Source organism: Ruegeria sp. C11, from assembly GCF_056537725.1.
Genome location: NZ_JBQFSB010000010.1, coordinates 1 through 16,057, shown reverse-complemented (window position 1 = coordinate 16,057; position 16,057 = coordinate 1). Strand labels below are relative to the sequence as shown.

General features: G+C 58.0%; 11 protein-coding genes and 1 tRNA gene. 7 read left to right on the top strand and 5 right to left on the bottom strand.

The window, feature by feature from the left end; genetic code table 11:
- Positions 1-3: 3 nt before the first annotated feature.
- From hemW to rph, 3 genes are read right to left on the bottom strand one after another with little or no spacing between them, the layout of a single operon-like run.
- The gene (gene hemW, locus ACR0NA_RS16955; RefSeq protein ID WP_480730906.1) at positions 4-1,158 is read right to left on the bottom strand and encodes a radical SAM family heme chaperone HemW; all 1,155 of its coding nucleotides are present in this window, start codon (positions 1,156-1,158) and stop codon (positions 4-6) included.
- Positions 1,148-1,762 carry an RdgB/HAM1 family non-canonical purine NTP pyrophosphatase gene (gene rdgB, locus ACR0NA_RS16950; protein ID WP_480730904.1) on the bottom strand — a complete coding sequence of 205 codons (615 nt, stop codon included), beginning with the start codon at positions 1,760-1,762 and terminating at the stop codon, positions 1,148-1,150. The genes hemW and rdgB overlap by 11 nt, the downstream gene beginning before the upstream one ends.
- Positions 1,759-2,472, bottom strand: a complete 714-nt coding sequence (gene rph / locus ACR0NA_RS16945; RefSeq protein WP_480730902.1) for a ribonuclease PH — start codon at positions 2,470-2,472, stop codon at positions 1,759-1,761. The genes rdgB and rph overlap by 4 nt, the downstream gene beginning before the upstream one ends.
- 112 nt (positions 2,473-2,584) lie before the next feature.
- Between rph and hrcA the strand changes: the two genes are divergently transcribed.
- Together hrcA and ACR0NA_RS16935 are read left to right on the top strand one after the other, a co-directional pair.
- Positions 2,585-3,649, top strand: coding sequence for a heat-inducible transcriptional repressor HrcA (gene hrcA, locus ACR0NA_RS16940; RefSeq protein WP_480730900.1), 1,065 nt, complete (start codon positions 2,585-2,587; stop codon positions 3,647-3,649).
- Positions 3,650-3,659: 10 nt separating this feature from the next.
- Positions 3,660-4,223, top strand: a complete 564-nt coding sequence (locus ACR0NA_RS16935) for a nucleotide exchange factor GrpE (protein WP_170655396.1) — start codon at positions 3,660-3,662, stop codon at positions 4,221-4,223.
- 58 nt (positions 4,224-4,281) lie between these two features.
- Here the strand turns inward: ACR0NA_RS16935 and mutS are convergent, their stop codons facing one another.
- Positions 4,282-6,894 (bottom strand): DNA mismatch repair protein MutS, encoded by a 2,613-nt coding sequence (mutS, locus tag ACR0NA_RS16930; RefSeq protein WP_480731203.1) that lies wholly within the window; start codon positions 6,892-6,894, stop codon positions 4,282-4,284.
- Positions 6,895-7,056: 162 nt separating this feature from the next.
- On the opposite strand from mutS, the gene ACR0NA_RS16925 reads away from it, so the two are divergent.
- Both ACR0NA_RS16925 and ACR0NA_RS16920 read left to right on the top strand, forming a co-directional pair.
- The gene (locus ACR0NA_RS16925; RefSeq protein WP_480730898.1) at positions 7,057-9,312 is read left to right on the top strand and encodes an NADP-dependent malic enzyme; all 2,256 of its coding nucleotides are present in this window, start codon (positions 7,057-7,059) and stop codon (positions 9,310-9,312) included.
- A gap of 3 nt (positions 9,313-9,315) precedes the next feature.
- Positions 9,316-10,191 (top strand): ribokinase, encoded by an 876-nt coding sequence (locus ACR0NA_RS16920; protein WP_480730896.1) that lies wholly within the window; start codon positions 9,316-9,318, stop codon positions 10,189-10,191.
- Here the strand turns inward: ACR0NA_RS16920 and msrA are convergent.
- Positions 10,185-10,850 carry a peptide-methionine (S)-S-oxide reductase MsrA gene (gene msrA, locus ACR0NA_RS16915; protein WP_480730894.1) on the bottom strand — a complete coding sequence of 222 codons (666 nt, stop codon included), beginning with the start codon at positions 10,848-10,850 and terminating at the stop codon, positions 10,185-10,187. The genes ACR0NA_RS16920 and msrA overlap by 7 nt on opposite strands.
- A 239-nt stretch (positions 10,851-11,089) precedes the next feature.
- On the opposite strand from msrA, the gene ACR0NA_RS16910 reads away from it, so the two are divergent.
- The 3 genes from ACR0NA_RS16910 (at position 11,090) to katG (ending at position 15,691) form a co-directional block, all read left to right on the top strand.
- A tRNA-Thr gene (locus tag ACR0NA_RS16910) sits at positions 11,090-11,165 on the top strand.
- 254 nt (positions 11,166-11,419) lie between these two features.
- A complete protein-coding gene (locus ACR0NA_RS16905; protein WP_480730892.1) occupies positions 11,420-12,757 on the top strand; it encodes a hypothetical protein in 1,338 nt (445 codons plus the stop codon).
- 738 nt (positions 12,758-13,495) lie between these two features.
- A complete protein-coding gene (gene katG, locus ACR0NA_RS16900; RefSeq protein WP_480730890.1) occupies positions 13,496-15,691 on the top strand; it encodes a catalase/peroxidase HPI in 2,196 nt (731 codons plus the stop codon).
- Positions 15,692-16,057 lie beyond the last annotated feature (366 nt).

Sequence of the window (16,057 nt, the reverse complement as noted above, 5' to 3'; positions counted from 1 at the left end):
CCTCTACCCCAATAATTCTCGAATCACGGCATTCAGCACGGCACGCCCATCTTTGGTGGCGATCAGTTGTCCGTCTGTTTGGTCTACCATGCCAAACTCGATCAGATCGTTCAGCTTGTCCTGCGGTAGCGGATAGTCTGACAATGCATTGAATCTGTCAATATTTAGCCCCTCAATGATCCGCAAACACATCATGAGGTATTCATTTGCCTGATCTTGCCGCGAAAGCACGTCTCGTTGCTTTTCCCCGCCGCCGCTGTTTGCCGCGTTGAGCCAGGCATTCGGGGACAAATAGGTTTCCGTGGCCAGCTTCCGACCGCCAACCGTTATCCGCCCATGCGCACCGGGACCGATACCGACATAATCCCCGTATCGCCAATAGATCAGGTTGTGTTGCGACTCGGCCCCCGGGCGGGCATGGTTCGAAACCTCATAAGCGGGCAGGCCATGCGCCTCGCAAATCTCTTGCGTGGCTAGATACATGTCGGCGGCGCTGTCATCTTCGGGCAGGCCACGCAGTTTGCCGATGGCATAGCGATCACCAAAGGCCGTGCCTTCTTCAATGGTCAGCTGGTAAAGTGACAGATGGTCAACCGCCATGGACAACGCCTCGGTCAGTTCCGCGCGCCAGGTTTCGAGTGTTTGGTGTTGCCGCGCATAAATCAGATCGAAACTGACGCGATCAAAGCAGTTTCTGGCGATATCGAAGGCTGATCGGGCCTCGGCGACGGTGTGAATGCGCCCAAGGCGTCGCAAGTCTTCGTCGTTCAGGGCCTGCACACCCATTGAGATACGGTTCACACCAGCGTCTCGATAAGCGGCAAACCGGCCCGCTTCGACCGAGCCGGGATTGGCCTCAAGCGTGATCTCCATGTCATTGGCGGGTCGCCAGAGGGCACGGGCTTCATCAATTACCGCGGCGACGGTTTCGGGCGCCATCAGGGAAGGCGTGCCACCACCAAAGAAGATCGTGTTCAGGACGCGGTCAGGCGTTTCGGCCGCAGACCGCTTTAATTCGCTTAGATATGCATCAAGCCATTGTTTTTGATCAATATTTTTTGATACATGGCTGTTAAAGTCGCAATAGGGGCATTTGGCCTCGCAAAAAGGCCAATGCACATACAGGCCAAAGCCCCCGTTGCGCCAATCATCCGCCAAAACAGCCTTTCACGAACATCTCCACTGCGCGACCGCGATGGCTGATCTTGTTCTTTTCCCAACGATCCATCTCGGCAAAGGTAATGTCATGGCCGTCCGGGACAAACATCGGATCATAGCCGAAACCATCCTTGCCGCGGATCGGCCAGACCAGATGACCGGGGGCGATGCCTTCGAACACTTCGTCATGACCATCGGGCCAGGCCAGAACCAGCGTACAACGGAATTGTGCGGTACGCGGATGGGCGGCGTTTTTTGCCTCCAACTCGTCATGCGCACGGGTCATCGCCATCAGGAAATCGCGGCCATTGCCGGTTTCGGCCCAATCGGCGGTATAGACCCCCGGCGCTCCGTTCAACGCATCGATGGTGATGCCGGAATCGTCCGACAGTGCAGGCAGGCCGGTGGCCTGGGCGGCGGCGTGGGCCTTGATCCGGGCGTTGCCGACGAAAGTATCTTCGGTTTCTTCCGGTTCAGGCAGGTCCATCTCTCCCGCGCCGACAACAGTCACGCCAAAGGGTTCGAGGAGATGGGCCATCTCCTCCAATTTGCCCTTGTTGTGGGTGGCTACCAGCAGCCTGTCACCGTCGAACTTGCGTGTCATGCGGTGGCGGCCTTTTGGGCTGCGGCCAGTTCGCCCACGCCTATTTCCGCCAGATCCATCAGCTGATCCATCTGTGCGCGGCTAAAGACCGAGCCTTCGGCGCTCATCTGTACCTCGATCAGTTTGCCCGATCCGGTCATGATGAAATTACCGTCGACGCCCGCCTCGCTGTCTTCGGGGTAGTCGAGATCCAGCACCGGTTGACCCGCGTAGATACCGCAGGACACGGCGGCCACGGGATCGACCAATGGATCGGAAATCACATCGCCGGCTTTCATCAGCTTGTTCACCGCCAGACGCAGCGCAACCCAACCGCCGGTGATCGACGCGCAGCGGGTGCCGCCGTCGGCCTGAATCACATCACAGTCTACGGTGATCTGACGTTCGCCCAGTGCAACCCGGTCTACGCCCGCGCGCAGGGCACGGCCGATCAGGCGCTGAATTTCGACGGTTCGTCCACCTTGCTTGCCGCTTGCTGCTTCACGCCGCATCCGGGTGTTGGTGGCGCGGGGCAGCATGCCGTATTCCGCGGTGACCCAACCCAGACCTGAACCCTTGATAAAGGGGGGCACGCGATCTTCGATCGTGGCGGTGCACAGAACATGGGTGTCGCCCATCTTGATCAGGCAGGAACCTTCGGCATGTTTGGTGAACCCCGTTTCGATTGAAACGGCGCGCATTTCGCTTAAATCTCGTCCTGAGGGTCGCATGGAAAATCCTTTGTTTGCTGGGTTGGGGATAACGCCCCGCGGCGTTACGATGCAACCCCGATTGACCTTTCAATTGCCTGCGATTTAATGACGGTCCAGCAAGGGAACGCCGATGAGCGAAGCAAGTAAAATTCTGGACGAGATGAATGACCGGTCGCGCGAGGTGTTCCGGCTGATCGTCGAGAGTTATCTGGACAGCGGCGAACCCGTCGGCAGCCGAACCCTTACACGCACTCTGTCGGAAAAGGTCAGTGCCGCGACCGTGCGCAACGTGATGCAAGATCTGGAGTTTCTGGGTCTGCTCGACAGCCCTCATGTCAGTGCCGGCCGGATTCCGACGCAGCAGGGATTGCGGATGTTCGTGGATGGCTTGCTGGAAGTGGGTGATCTGGGGGCTGATGACCGGCAGAAGCTGGACGAAACATTAGGCTCTAACGCAGGGGATGTGGGCGGAATGCTGGACCGGGTCGGGTCGGCATTGTCACACGTGACGCATGGGGCGTCGCTGGTTTTGACCCCCAAGCATGAGTCCGAAATCAAACATATCGAGTTCGTCTCACTGGCCCATGATCGCGCGCTTGTGGTTCTGGTCTTTTCGGATGGGCAGGTTGAAAACCGCCTGTTCACACCCCCTCCGGGGCAGACGCCAAGTTCGATGCGCGAGGCGGCGAATTTTCTGAACGCTCTGATCGAGGGGCGGACGCTGAGCGAAGTGCGTCGCCAGATGCAAAGCCAGATCGCATCGCGCAAGCAGGAAATTGACGTTTTGGCGCGTGAGATGGTCGACAGTGGCATGGCCGTGTGGGAGGGCGACGGGACCGACTCGGCCAGATTGATCGTCCGGGGGCGGGCGAATCTGTTAGGTGAACCGGGCGAAGCAGGGGAACTGGACCGGATCCGAACACTGTTTGACGATCTGGAACGCAAGCGGGATATCGCGGAATTTCTGGAATTGACCGAAGAAGGCGAAGGTGTGCGCATTTTTATCGGCTCTGAGAACAAACTTTTCTCACTTTCGGGTTCCTCTTTGGTGGTGTCTCCATATATGAACGCTGATCGAAAGATAATCGGTGCGGTCGGGGTCATCGGGCCCACGCGACTGAATTATGGACGGATCGTGCCGATCGTGGATTATACGGCGCAACTGGTCGGCAAGCTGATATCCGACCGGAGCTAGAGGGTAAGAGATGGCAGAGCCCAAGAACGAAGATTTTCTGGACGATATCGCAACCGCTGAAGCGGAAGAACTGGCCGAGGAATTTGCGGAGATCAGTGAAGAGGCGCTGGAAATTGATGCGCTGCGCGCGGAACGTGACGAGTTCAAGGACAAGTTCATGCGCGCGCTGGCGGATGCGGAAAACGCGCGCAAACGTGGCGACAAGGCGCGCCGAGATGCGGAACAGTATGGTGGTTCAAAACTGGCGCGCGACATGCTGCCGGTTTACGACAACATGAAGCGCGCGCTTGAGGCGGCGACCGATGAGCAGAAAGAAGTGGCTGCCGGTCTGATCGAAGGTGTCGAGCTGACCATGCGTGCCCTGAAGGACGTGTTCCAGAAACACGGGATTGAGGTGATCACGCCCGAGGTTGGCGACCGGTTCGACCCAAAAGTACATGAAGCGATGTTCGAAGCGCCGGTGCCGGGAACCCGGGCAGGGGACATCATTCAGGTCTCGGCCGAGGGGTTCATGCTGCACGACCGGTTGCTGCGTCCAGCACAGGTTGGGGTGTCTTCGACGCCTGCGAGCTGATTGGCCTCGTAGAGGCCAAGCCTTCGGCGAGAGTATTTTTGAAAAGATGAAGGGGCGGTCAGGTGTTGGCCGCCTCTTTCAGTTTGTAGATCAGGTCCAGCGCCTCGCGCGGGGTGAGTTCATCCGGCAGAATGTCATTGAGCATGTCTGTTACGGGTGAAGCTTTGGGCGCAGGTGGCGGCGGGGGCGCGGCCGTGAACAGGGGCAGATCGTCGATTAGGGCCTTTTGCTTGCCGCCTTCTCGTTCGGTTTTCTCCAACTGGTCCAATACAACGCGGGCGCGTTCGACGACGGATGTCGGCAGGCCGGCAAGTTGCGCGACCTGCACACCGTAGGATCGGTCGGCAGCGCCTTTGTGGACTTCATGCAGGAAAATCACCTCACCTTCCCACTCTTTGACCGCGACGGTGGCGTTGTCGACGCCTTTCAGTTTCCCGGCCAGAGCGGTGAGTTCGTGATAGTGTGTGGCAAACAGGGCGCGGCATTTATTCGAGGCGTGCAGATGTTCAAGCGTCGCCCAGGCGATGGAGAGGCCATCATAAGTGGCCGTGCCGCGCCCGATTTCATCAAGGATGACCAGAGCGCGGTCATCCGCCTGATTGAGAATGGCGGCGGTTTCGACCATTTCGACCATGAAGGTCGAGCGCCCGCGCGCAAGGTCGTCCGAGGCTCCGACACGACTGAACAACTGGCTGACAATGCCGACATGCGCCCGTTCTGCCGGAACATAGCTACCCATCTGGGCCAGTAGGGCAATTAGTGCATTCTGGCGCAGAAAGGTTGATTTACCAGCCATGTTGGGGCCGGTCAGCAGCCAGATCGCCGCGCCTGTTTCGGCGCTGAGGCCGCAGTCATTGGCAATAAATGCGTCGCCCCCTTGTTGGCGCAGCGCGTGTTCGACGACCGGATGTCTGCCGCCCTGTACGTCGAAGGCGCGAGACGTGTCGACCTGTGGACGGCACCAGTTTTCTCCGCGTGCGATATCGGCCAGCGCTGTAGTCAGATCCAGTTCGGCCAACCCACGAGCGACTTGATTCAAGTGCGCGGCCTTGGTCAGAATTTCGCCAGAAAGCCTTTGATAGAGCCGCTTTTCGATCTCCAATGCCAGATTGCCTGCATTCAGGATGCGGGTTTCGATCTCGGACAGTTCAACGGTGGTGAACCGGACCTGATTGGCCGTGGTCTGGCGGTGAATGTAGGTTTCGCTGAAGGGTGGGTTCAGCATTTTTTCGGCATGGGTGGCGGTGGTTTCGATGAAATAACCCAGCACGTTGTTGTGCTTGATCTTCAGCGACGTGATGCCGGTGTGTTCCGCGTATTTCTGTTGAAAACCAGCGATGACCGAGCGGCCTTCGTCGCGCAGGGTGCGGGCCTCGTCCAGCTCTTCGTCGTAACTGGGTGCGATGAAGCCACCATCACGGGCCAGCAGTGGGGGTTCGGCAACAAGGGCTTCGTCCAGCAGGGCCAGCAGTTCGTCGAATCCGGTCAGGTTTTGTACAGCAGTCGCCAACTGGACCGGCAAGTCGCGGCTTTCGCACAGTTCAGCAATGGTCGCGGCCTGGGCCAGCCCATTGCGGATGGCGGCCAGATCGCGGGGGCCGCCCCGTTCCAGCGACAGGCGGGACAGGGCGCGATCCAGATCGGGGGTTTTGCGCAGCGTCTCGCGCAGGTCCGAGGCGGTCAGGCTGTCTTCGGCCGCAAAGGATACCGCGTCCAGACGGGCGTGGATGACATCCAGATTGCGCGATGGGCTTGAGAGACGTTGTTCCAGCAACCGCGCACCGCCCGGTGTGACGGTGCGGTCGACCACGGACAACAGCGATCCGGCGCGACCCCCTGACAAGGACCGGGTCAGTTCCAGATTGCGCCGTGTGGCGGCGTCGATCTGTACGATGCGGTCTTCGGATTCTTTCAGTGGTGTTTGCAGCAGGGGCGGTTTGCCCTTTTGCGTGATCTCCAGATAATCGATCAGCGCGCCCATCGCTGAAATCTCGGCGCGTCCGAATGTGCCGAACGCATCCAGCGCGCCCACGTGAAACAGGCCGCAGATGCGTTTTTCCGCCGCGGTGCTGTCGAAACTGGCGCGTCCGATCGGCGTCAGTGAAATCCCCAGATCGCGGACGGGTTCCTGCAGCGCCTGTTCGGACCCATCGGCCACGATCAGCTCGGACGGGGCTAGTCGTGCCAGCTCAGGGCTGAGCCGCACCGAGGTCAGCGGCATCACGTGAAACGCGCCGGTTGAGATATCGGCCCAGGCCAGCGCGGCCTCATCCCGGACCTCGGCGTAAGCGGCCAGAAAGTTGTGGCGGCGGGCCTCAAGCAAGGCGTCTTCGGTCAGGGTGCCGGGTGTCACCAGACGCACGACATCGCGCTTTACCACCGATTTAGAGCCTCTTTTCTTCGCCTCGGCCGGGCTTTCCATCTGTTCGCACACAGCGACGCGGAACCCTTTGCGGATCAGCGTCAGCAGGTAACCTTCGGCGGCATGGACGGGCACGCCGCACATTGGAATGTCGTCGCCATTGTGTTTGCCACGTTTGGTCAGGGCGATATCCAGCGCCTCGGCCGCGTTGACGGCATCCTGAAAAAACATCTCATAGAAATCGCCCATGCGATAAAACAGCAGGGCATCGGCGTGGGCCTCTTTGATTTCGAGATACTGCGCCATCATCGGCGTGACTGTGGACAAGGCGGCTCCCTTCTGGCGTATTCCGGACGCGACCTTACAAATCCCCCTTCTGCTGTGAAAGATGAAAACGTATTCCCGTTGAGGCGGGCGATTGCCTGCGCTATGAGGCGGAAGCCCCGAAGATGCAGAGAAACGACCCATCACATGCCCAAAGCGAAAATCACCAAAGAAGAGGCGCTGGCCTTTCACATCGAACCGACCCCCGGCAAGTGGGAGGTGCAGGCCACCGTTCCCATGACCACACAGCGGGATTTGTCGCTGGCTTACAGCCCCGGCGTGGCTGTTCCATGTGAAGCAATCGCCGAAGCCCCCGAAACGGCGTATGACTATACCAACAAGGGGAACCTTGTTGCCGTGATTTCCAACGGGACAGCTGTTCTGGGATTAGGCAATCTGGGCGCGCTGGGCTCGAAACCCGTGATGGAGGGGAAATCTGTCCTGTTCAAGCGGTTCGCGGATGTGAACTCGATCGATATCGAACTGGATACTGAAGACCCGGATGAGTTTTGCCGCGCAGTGCGGCTGATGGGGCCGACATTCGGCGGCATCAACCTTGAAGACATCAAGGCGCCCGAATGTTTCATCATCGAACAGCGCCTGAAGGAAGAGATGGATATCCCCGTCTTTCACGATGACCAGCACGGTACAGCGGTGATCTGTGCGGCAGGGCTGATCAACGCGCTTCAGATCTCGGGCAAAAAGATCGAGGATGTGAAGATCGTGCTGAATGGGGCAGGTGCTGCGGGGATCGCCTGTATCGAGCTTCTCAAGGCGATGGGCGCGCGGCACGAGAATTGCATCGTCTGTGACACCAAAGGTGTGATCTATCAGGGCCGGACCGAGGGCATGAACCAGTGGAAATCGGCCCATGCGATCACGACGGACCTGCGTTCGCTTGAGGATGCGATGAAGGGTGCCGATGTGTTCCTTGGCGTTTCGGTCAAGGGTGCCGTGACGCAGGAGATGGTTGCCAGCATGGCCGACAATCCGGTGATTTTTGCCATGGCCAACCCGGATCCCGAGATTACGCCGGAAGAGGCGCACGAGGTGCGTGTCGACGCCATCGTTGCCACCGGGCGCAGCGATTATCCCAATCAGGTCAATAACGTGCTTGGTTTCCCCTATCTGTTCCGGGGGGCGCTGGACATTCACGCCCGCGCCATCAATGACGAGATGAAGATTGCCTGCGCGCACGCGCTGGCGCGTCTGGCACGCGAGGATGTACCGGACGAGGTGGCGATGGCCTACGGCAAGTCTCTGACATTCGGTCGCGACTACATCATCCCGACACCGTTCGACCCGCGTCTGATTCACCGCATTCCGCCAGCCGTGGCAAAGGCTGGGATGGACACCGGGGCAGCGCGGCGTCCGATCATTGACATGGAGGCTTATGAGCTGAGCCTGAAATCGCGGATGGATCCGACGGCCAGTATCCTGCGCGGCCTGAACGCCCGGGCGCGTGCTGCGCAAAGCCGGATGATCTTTGCCGAAGGTGACGATCCCCGCGTGCTGCGCGCTGCGGTGATGTATCAGCGCTCGGGGTTCGGCAAAGCGCTGGTTGTGGGTCGGCTCGACGATGTGAGGGAAAAACTGGAAGCTGCCGGCCTGGCGGATGCCGTGCGCGAGATTGAGGTCGTCAATGCGGCCAACACCCAGCATCTGCAGACCTACAAGGATTTCCTGTACAAACGCCTGCAACGCAGGGGTTTTGACGGCAAGGACGTTCATCGTCTTGCCGCACGGGACCGGCATGTGTTTTCGGCCCTGATGCTGGCACATGGGCACGGGGATGGTCTTGTAACAGGCGCGACGCGCAAGTCGGCGCATGTTCTGGACCAGATCAACCATGTGTTTGACGCAGGTGCTGCGGATGGCGCGGCAGGAATTACGGCACTGTTGCACAAGGGGCGGATTGTACTGATCGGCGACACTCTGGTGCATGAATGGCCGGATGAGAATGATCTGGCGACGATTGCCGAACGCGCCGCCGCTGTTGCCCGCCATATGGGGCTGGACCCGCGTGTGGCGTTCGTCAGCTTTTCGACCTTTGGCTATCCGGTTTCGGAACGGACAGAAAAGCTCTATAAAGCGCCGCAGGTGCTTGAGGCGCGCCGCGTCGATTTCGAATACGAAGGCGAAATGACCGTGGATGTCGCGCTGAACGCGCATCAACAGGAGGCCTATCCGTTCTCACGTCTGACCGGCCCGGCCAACATCCTGATCGTCCCGGCCCGCCATTCTGCCAGTATTTCGACCAAACTGATGCAGGAGATGGGTGGCGCAACTGTGATCGGCCCGATTCTGACCGGGATCGACAAGCCGATTCAGATTTGCTCGACGGTTTCGACTGCGAATGACATTCTTAACATGGCCATTCTGGCCTCCTGCGATATCGGGTGATCCATGACGATCTGGAACCTCGGCTCAATCAATGCGGATATGGTCTATGCCGTTCCGCATCTACCCGGCCCGGGTGAGACGCTTGCCGCCTCGGCGCTGGACAAGTTTCTGGGTGGCAAGGGTGCGAATATGTCTGTTGCCGCGGCGCGGGCGGGATCGCATGTCTGCCATATCGGCGCGATCGGGCCAGATGGGCGCTGGGCGCGGGACCGGCTGACGGAATACGGCGTGGATACCCGCCAGATTTCCGAGGTTGATGTGCCGACAGGCCATGCCATCATCTCGGTTGATGCGGATGGGGAAAACCAGATCATTCTTTTTCCGGGCGCCAATCAGGAAATTCAGCAAAAGCAGGTGGCGCAAGCCTTGACTGGGGCGCGATCGGGCGATCTGCTGGTGATGCAGAACGAAACAAGCGCGCAGGTTGATGCCGCAAAACTGGGACGTGAGAGAGGGCTGGTGGTCTGCTATGCCGCCGCACCGTTTGACGCAGACGCGGTCAAAGCCATTCAGCCCTATCTGGATTTTCTGATCCTGAACGAGATCGAGGCCGAGCAACTGCGTCAGAGTACGGGCCTTGCGGCCTCAGAATTGTCGGTCGAACACGTCATCGTCACGCTTGGAGCGGGGGGTGCGCGGTATATTCGGCGCGGTCAGGCGGTGCAGGAGTTTCCAGCGCACAAGGTTGACCCGGTCGATACCACTGGCGCGGGCGATACCTTTACCGGATATGTTCTGGCAGGGATGGACCGGGGTTTGCCGATGGCGCAGGCGATTTCACAGGCCATGCGCGCCGCAGCCCTTATGGTGACGCGGCGCGGAACAGCCGATGTGATCCCGGACCTGAAAGAGGTGCAGGCGGCCCGACTGGATCAGTGACCGGCCGCAAATGGTGCGGCAGTGCCCCAAAGCTCCTTGACGCGGGCATCACGCCCGCAGGCCTTGCGATACGCCTTATACGCATTGCGCTGACGTTTGGGGCCAAAGCGGGTGAAGATCAGCTTGTCACCTTTGTAGTAGTCCTGATGGTAGGCTTCGGCCGGATAAAAGGTCGATTGCTGCAGGATCGGTGTAACGATCGCCTGCCCCAACGCGTTCTGAGCGTCCTTCCTGGCCTGCTCAGCCTGCGCCTTTTCGCCTGTATTAGAGACGAATATCGCCGTGCGATAACTTTCTCCCCTGTCGCAGAACTGGCCCCCGGCATCGGTCGGGTCGACCGACCGGAAGAACATGTTCAGCAACGTTTCTCGCGATACTTTCGTCGGATCGAACGTGATTTCGACGGCCTCGTAATGGCCGGTTCCGCCCCGTGAGACCTGATCGTATGTGGGGTTGTCCAACTTGCCGCCGGTATAACCGGATACAGCCTCGAGCACGCCGGGAACAGATTCGAAATCCGATTCAACGCACCAGAAACATCCGCCAGCCACTGTCAGCGACTGGGTTTCAGCGGCTTGCGCGACAGCGGGGGTCAACGTTGCGGCTAGTGCGAAGACTGCGGCAAGCGCTAGAGGTTTGTGTTTTGCAATCGGGGTCATCTGCGTCTCCTTCGAAGGCAGGCTGCCAACAGAATAAGGGGTGAGCAATCCGATGACATCTTTTGTCACGCGCTGGTGAGACGAGTTTACCGAACCGGGAACCGCAATTTTCCGAAGGGATGTCGGGTATGGGGAAATCGGAACTACGAGTGCTTGGTTTGCTGGAAACTCAAGTAATGATCCCGACCCGATTACGCCTTGCACGATTACGGCCGACCGTTTAAACGAACCCCCGGTGTGCCGCTGTAGCTCAGCTGGTAGAGCACGTCATTCGTAATGATGGGGTCGTAGGTTCGAGTCCTATCAGCGGCACCACTTTTCTCCGATAGCACCCCTATTTTGACACTGAAATCAATGCCTTCGGGAAATCCGCGAGGTGACGTTTGCGCTTTCGATTTTAAGACATCCGGGCTAGGCTGCGCTCAGGATTGGCAGATAGGGCCAGTCTCGGGGCAACGTAACCCTGCACGAAGCGGTTGCTGCAGACCGTAATGCACCTCCTGGTACCCTATGGCCGGGGAGGCTATGGCGTATGTCTGGTGGCCGATTTCGTTAGTAAAGGGACCGCTATGAGCAGCAAAAAATCGAAGAATATGGGAACTACAGCCGTAAAAACACTCGTCCGTTTTCTGATTGTTATGGTGGAACTCGTCTTCTTTATCTTGGCGATGTTCGTATTACAGGAGGTGAGCTTCAGCGCTTTGTTAGTCGTTGCCGCACTTCTGTTTTTTGTCTTTGCCTTCACCGTAGTCACGGGCAAAGGCGTTCCGCATTTCCAGCATCGAGGCAAAGCGCTGCTTTTTTTGTTCGCTGTGATCATTTGTGTGCAAGGCGCGCAGGTGTCCAATCAACAGCGGGAAGAACGATTGGCAACCCTGCGCCTGACTGACACCGATAGTTACTTGTCCGAACTGGCTGAGGTCGATGAGGATCGGTGGCTCACGGAACTAGAGGAGCTAAGACCGGAAGAATTTCAAGTGGAAATCGCAAGGCGAGAGGACGAATCCGAAAAGATCGCTGCAGCTAGCAACTCCACACCGACAAAACCGGATGGCGAACAAGCCGCTTTGCAGGTGAGCGTTTCAGCAAGCGGAGAAATACCGGACCCATGTGGCAACGGCGGTCTCGTGCTTAATGATGTTGTCGCTGTCTCGGGCGAACATGATATCCACGTCGAGCCAGCATCGTCGGCATCCAAGGTCAAGAATCGAAAAGCATCTCGGGCAATCGGCGAGGACGTTTTCCATCGTATCGACAATTCGACGACCGTGAAGCGACTGTGCGCGCAAGCAGAGTGGACGAAAGTACAGATCGTCAGCCCAGACTGGCTGACCCATGTGCGCGGTTGGGTTCCCAGTGATGGGTTGCGCGAGATCGAGCGCACAGCAAGCGGCAGACGCGTCTATGTAGAAGATGATTTCTACTGGGACGATGATACTTCGAGGTTCAAACCGCAGATCATCGCCGTGGTGAACAAGATCGCTCGTGAGAACCGCAACTGCAGCAGTATTGACCCTTCGTCTGTTGCGAAGTCGTCTTCAAAAAGCAAGGCAGGCGATCCCGTCTTTTATGTCACCTGCGGCTCGCTGGAAAGCGCCTTCAATGTTTGGTTCCGCCCCATAGATGCCGAAACAGGACAGCAATTTAGGGCAACGGAACCACTGGCAAAAAGCGTAGCTGTGAACAGCTGTGAGGCCGTAGCGAAACAAGCCGCAGTGCATCCTTCGACAGTAAAATTCTCTCGACTTTGGGACTTGGCGTACATGCCGCACGTTTCAGGACGGGCTCGTGTCATTTCCTCATTCACCGCGAAGAACGCGCTAAATTTGGAACTGAAATACCGGATCGAATGCTTGTTCGATGGCCCTACGTTAATTGAGACTAACATTGCGGAGAGTATCGGCTGAGAAGTAAATAGGTAGCGTAGCAATGTAGCAATATAGGCCACCCACGGCGCAGAAGTGCTCAGCGCGTCCTCTGCCGTCTGCTAAGGTCAAGATCGCTTAGCCGTTTATTACAGCTAAACGCTTACACCGCGCGAAACAGGCTTCCGACGGCCAGTTGTCCAATCTCGTCATCCAATTGGGCAAAGAGGGAAAAACATACCTGTATAGGTAGTATGGCGCCCCGATTCTAGCACTGGAATCAACACCTTCGGCAAGTCTGCAAGGTGACGTTTGCGCTATTTATTTTCAGACATCCGAGCCGGGCTGTTTTCAGGGTCGGCAAACAGAGCTGCTTGCGAGGCTCTGTAACCCCTCCCCGTAGCGGTCGGCGAAGAACGTAAATCGCGCGAGCAAGCCAACCTGAAGGCCGCTAATGTACTTCAATTTCGCTGGGTAGGCTTGACGTTGACCGAGGTTGGCCTCGCGGCCATCAAAGTGACTTTGGTCACCCCATAAGAATAATCTATGAAATTGATTGAAAAACAAAACTTATTAGAATGGATCAAAAGTGTTAGATCTGTTCACGACGAGACAGGGAGTCACATTTTCTGAACCGAGCATTCTCAGACATTGGCGTTTCGCAGGAATTAACGTGAGGCGGGGTTTGGTGGCTCGGTGGAAGATGTGCTTTCGTCTTCGGCGATATCTCTGTTTCTAAATTAAAATCTGCCAAAACCACAGCCATGATTGGAGACTGAAATGGACGGAAGCGACAATGCCAGCATGGGTAAGTGCCCTGTCATGCACGCAACCTCGGGGGTCAGGTCGAACCGCGACTGGTGGCCCAACCAGCTGAACCTCAACATTCTTCATCAGCACGCGCCTGCGTCCAATCCAATGGGCGGGGAGTTCAATTATGCCGAAGAGTTCAAAAAGCTGGACCTGAAGGCGCTCAAGCAGGACCTTTATGCGCTGATGACCGACTCGCAGGATTGGTGGCCTGCGGATTACGGACATTATGGCGGTCTGTTCATCCGTATGGCCTGGCACAGCGCGGGTACCTACCGGACGGCAGACGGCCGCGGTGGCGGTTCGACCGGTACGCAAAGGTTTGCGCCGCTCAATAGCTGGCCGGACAACGGCAATCTGGACAAGGCGCGTCGTCTGCTGTGGCCGATCAAGCAAAAATACGGAAACCAGATCTCGTGGGCCGATCTGATGATTCTGGCGGGGAACTGCGCCATCGAGTCCATGGGTGGTAAGACTTTTGGCTTCGCCGGAGGCCGCGAGGATATCTGGCAGCCCGAAGAAGACATCTACTGGGGGACCGAGACCGAGTGGCTGGGAGACGAGCGTTACAGTGGTGAACGTGATCTGGAAAATCCGCTGGCCGCCGTTCAGATGGGCCTTATCTACGTGAACCCGGAAGGTCCGGATGGCGAGCCGAACGTTCTGGCCTCGGGCCGTGATATCCGCGACACGTTTGGCCGGATGGCGATGAACGATGAAGAAACCGTTGCGCTGGTCGCCGGTGGCCACACCTTTGGCAAAGCGCATGGCGCGGGTGATCCTGACCTGGTCGGCCCCGAGCCCGAAGCGGCCCCGATCGAGGCGATGGGCTTGGGTTGGATCAACGACTTTGGTAGCGGCAAGGGTGACGACACCACCACCAGCGGCATCGAAGGCGCCTGGACCGCAAACCCGACGAAATGGGACAACGGCTATTTCGACCTGCTGTTCGGATATGATTGGAACCTGACCAAAAGCCCGGCGGGCGCTTGGATCTGGGAACCTGTCGGTGTCCGGGAAGAGGATATGGCCCCGGCAGCGGGCGATCCGTCGAAAAAGGTCAAGACCATGATGACCACCGCCGACATGGCGATGCGGATGGACCCAATCTATGGCCCGATCTCAAAGCGGTTCCATGAAAATCCGGATGAATTTGCGGATGCCTTCGCGCGCGCGTGGTTCAAGCTGACCCATCGCGACATGGGCCCGCGCTCCCGCTATCTGGGTGAGGAGGCACCGGAAGAGGAACTGCTGTGGCAGGACAATGTTCCGTCCGTCGATCACGATCTGATTGATGACGGGGATATCTCCGGGCTGAAGGCAAGCATCCTGGCCTCTGGCCTGTCGGTATCCGAACTTGTTTCGACGGCCTGGGCATCGGCATCGACTTTCCGGGGATCCGATATGCGCGGTGGTGCCAATGGCGCGCGTATCCGGCTTTCGCCGCAGAAGGATTGGGAAGTCAATGAACCTCTGAAGCTGTCCAAGGTCCTGACTGCGCTGGAGGCAGTGCAGACTGCCTTTAACGATGCGCAATCGGGCAACAAGAAAGTGTCGCTGGCCGATGTGATCGTTTTGGGCGGATGCGCGGCAATCGAGCAGGCCGCCAAAGCGGCGGGTCATGATGTTGAGGTTCCGTTCAACCCGGGCCGCACGGATGCGTCCCAGGACCAGACGGATGTCGCATCCGTAGGGATGCTGGAACCGATTGCAGATGGTTTCCGCAACTATCAGCAAAAGGAATACAGCGTTTCAGCAGAGGAGTTGCTGGTCGACAAGGCGCAACTGCTCACTTTGTCCGCACCCGAAATGACAGCTCTTGTCGGCGGTATGCGCGTTCTTGGCGCAAATGCCGATGGGACGTCTCATGGTGTATTCACCGACCGGGTTGGGACACTTAGCACGGACTTCTTCGTCAACCTTCTGGACATGGGGACCGAGTGGAAACCGGCCGCGGACGGAGGCGGCGTGTATGAAGGCCGCGATCGCGCCACAGGCAACGTCAAATGGACAGGAACCCGTGTTGATCTGGTCTTTGGCTCAAATTCCCAGCTGAGAGCGATTGCGGAGGTTTTTGGCCAGGCTGATGCCGGAGGCAAATTTGTCTGCGATTTCGTCTCTGCATGGAACAAGGTGATGAACGCTGATCGCTTTGATCTGAAGTGACTTCACCTGGACATTGGTGAACTGCGCCGTCACGGGAAACCGTGGCGGCGTTTTCTATTGGTGAGTTTCTGGTGAAAGTCCTGTCGGGTGTACGATTCCGTCCACAGGCGGTCCCCTGGGTCTCGAAGCGGATGGTTTTGGGGGAGTGTGGCCGGGGAAAATGAGTACATTATTAACTTAAGCTATTGTTTTCATTAAGGTGCGTAAGTTTTCGCCGAGAAATGTGAAGTTTTTTCAAAATGGGGGTTGCAGGTCTCGGACCTAATCCGTAAATACCCCTTCACCGGCGCTGCTGAGGCGCTTGGGACGCGGCGGAAGCGGCGGAGACGCTCAGGATAGACTGGGGGCATCTGAGGTTGTGATTTG